Raw genomic sequence first — 2,646 nt, forward strand, 5'->3', positions numbered from 1 at the left:
TGTCAATGGACATCGGGAAGTGACCACAGGCGGTCACGAGAACTGCCCATGGGTGGCCAACAAGAACTGACCGGTGGCGGACACGAATCTGCCCATGTCGGGTTTGTCCGCCACCGGTCGAGCATCATGTCAGGTCAAGGGTTTGACCCCCTGACCGTGCAGGGCTTGGGCGAGGCGGACCGAATCGCCGCTGGTTTGGCATAGGTGCGCGTGGTGCAGCAGCCGATCGACCGTTGCAGTGGCGAGGGTCTTGGGCATCAGTTCGTCGAACCCGCTCGGGTGAAGGTTCGAGGAGATCGCGACGGACTTGCGTTCGTAGGCTGCTTCGACGATTCGGTACAGCCCTTCGGCGGCATCGGTCCCGACGGGCAACAGCCCGACATCGTCGATCACGACGAGTTCGGCGCGCACGATCTTCGCGATCGCTTTGCCGAGTGAGTCGTCGGATCGGTGCGCGCGTACGAGGACCCCGATCTGCTCGAGGGTGAACCACGCGACCGGCATCCCCGCTTGGATCACGTTCTGTCCCAACGCTTCGAGGAAGAATGTCTTGCCTGTCCCGGCCGGCCCGCAGACCACCAGATTCTCGCGGCGATGCACCCATTCGAGGGTCTGCAGGGCATGCTGGGTGGGAAGCGGGATCGATGATGCGTTCTCGTCCCAGACCTCGAAGGTCTTCCCGGTGGGGAATCCCGCTGCTTTGCGGCGGGCGGTCAGCATCGATCGTGCCCGGCCGGCGGATTCCTCTGAGAGAAGCGCTTTGACGACCTCGGCGGGGTCCCAGCGTTGTGCTCGTGCGGTGGCGAGGACTTCGGCGGCGATGGACCTGGCATGCGGCAGGCGGAGTTGCCGCAGCAGCGTTTCGAGGTCGGTGGGGAGTTCCGCTGTGACGGTGTTCATCGCTGACCTTCGTTCGTCTCGTCGGCGGTTTTGTGTTCGATAGCGTTGCTGCCCAACAAGTTCCATCCTGATGTGCCTTGCGTGAGGGAGGTGGATTCGGATGCGCCGCGGCGGGTGAGGTCCATTCCCTTCGATGCGAGGATCGAGTCGAGGTCGCCGGTGGCGAAGCGGCCGTGCACCGCTGCGTGCCCGAGTGCCCAATCGACATCGCCCCGAACTCCGAGTCGCGCGAGATCGACCGCGTGCGACATTTTCAGGTATATCCGTTCGGTGCCGACCGCGGCGGCTTCCTTGAGCCATGTCGCGGCACCTTCCCCGATCGCGAGGAATTGCTGTTCGGATACTGTTCGCGCGCGGACGCTGTAGTCGCCGGGGATCCTCGGGTGATGTCCGGGGAAGTGGGCGTCGTCGATGGCGGGGCTGCCGGGTGTGGTGCGGGCGTGCCGGGCCACTTCGATCGGGCCACCGTCATCGAGAGCGCAGATGACGACCTCATCTGTCCCGTCGTGCAGTCTGACCCACACGCTCTGACCCAATAGTGTTGCTGGTGTCGAGTATTGGCAGTGATCAAAGGTGACCATCGGTGTGTTGTCGGGGACTCGGCGAGCGACTCCGAGGACTGCGGTGTGCGGCATGTCGGGGATACCGTGCAACTCGGGTCGTTCCTCGGCGAGCATCTCGTTCGGGACGCGGCGGGTGGCCCGATGTACTCGGGCGTTGATCTCGGTCATGAACGCCGTGCACGCGATTTCGACGTCGGCGAAGGTGGCGTACTGCTCGAGCAGGTTCGTCTCGGTGGGCACGATGTCGGCTTTGGCGAGTTTGACAGCGTTCTCCACTCCGCCTTTCGATGCAGGGTCCGCCGGTTGGCAGGTCAGCACGGTGATTCCGTAGTACCGACCGAAGGTGACCGCGGTGCGATTGCGGATCGGGACGCCGGCGACGTGGCCGGCGGTAACGGTCTTTTCGTTGTCGGTGAGCAGGTAGGTCGGTGCGCCGCCGATGATGCGGAAGACCCGGTCCAGGCCAGCGAAGACGCTCGCTGCGGTGCGGTCGCGTAGTGGGACCACGATGCGGTAGCGGCACCAGGCCAGCCAGGCGACGAGGAGCACGATCTTGCGGCCGTCGACGACCGGGCCGTCTCCGAAGTCGTACTGCAGCCACAGTCCTGGTTCGGTGATCCATGGCCGGTGCACTCTCGTATTGCCCAGTCTCCATTGGGTTTTGATTTCGGCGAGGGCGCGTCGAGTGGTGCGGTCGGCACCGGTGTAGCCGAGTGCGAGAAGTTTCTCGTGGGCTTTGTCGCCGCGGATCTTGCCCTTGGATTTGGAGACCCACTCTTCGAGGTATTCGAGCCAGTCGTCGGTGATTTTGGTTCGGTGGGTGGCCGGTGGCAGGCCGGCGTCTCGGTCTTCGACGGCCTTTTTCACGGTGTTGTGGGAGCAGCCGCACAAGTCTGCGGCGGCCCGCAATGATCCGGTCAGGTCGTATGCATTGAGTATGTCCATCAGTTCTCCGTCAGACTTCACGTGGTCTCTCCTGCGGTGGATTCGATACGGACTAGGCATCGGTATCGAAACCGCAGGAGAGGCCTCCTCGGCGCTGACGCGCCGAGAGGATGGGTGTGGTCTGGGCAGATTCGTGGCCACAGGCGGTCACATTCGTGGCCGCGAGTGGTCAGTTCTTATCGGCCGTCAGTGGGCATATTCATGGCCGCCTGTGGTCAGTTTTTCATGGCCGCCGACA

General features: G+C 63.7%; 2 protein-coding genes. Both read right to left on the reverse strand.

All coding sequences use genetic code 11. The features are described 5' to 3' along the window. Positions 1-129: 129 nt before the first annotated feature. The gene (gene istB / locus R3P93_RS24435; RefSeq protein ID WP_094665458.1) at positions 130-900 is read right to left on the reverse strand and encodes an IS21-like element helper ATPase IstB; all 771 of its coding nucleotides are present in this window, start codon (positions 898-900) and stop codon (positions 130-132) included. Further along, complete coding sequence (gene istA / locus R3P93_RS24440; RefSeq protein WP_094665460.1) at positions 897-2,429, reverse strand: IS21 family transposase; 1,533 nt, start codon at positions 2,427-2,429, stop codon at positions 897-899. The genes istB and istA overlap by 4 nt, the downstream gene beginning before the upstream one ends. Between the last annotated feature and the right edge of the window lie 217 nt (positions 2,430-2,646).

The sequence above is a fragment of the Rhodococcus cerastii genome, assembly GCF_033042195.1.
Taxonomy (GTDB): domain Bacteria; phylum Actinomycetota; class Actinomycetes; order Mycobacteriales; family Mycobacteriaceae; genus Rhodococcoides.

Bases quoted from the DNA above. Each gene is read 5' to 3' on its own strand.
- istB (WP_094665458.1), bottom strand. From the start codon at position 900: ATGAACACCGTCACAGCGGAACTCCCCACCGACCTCGAAACGCTGCTG.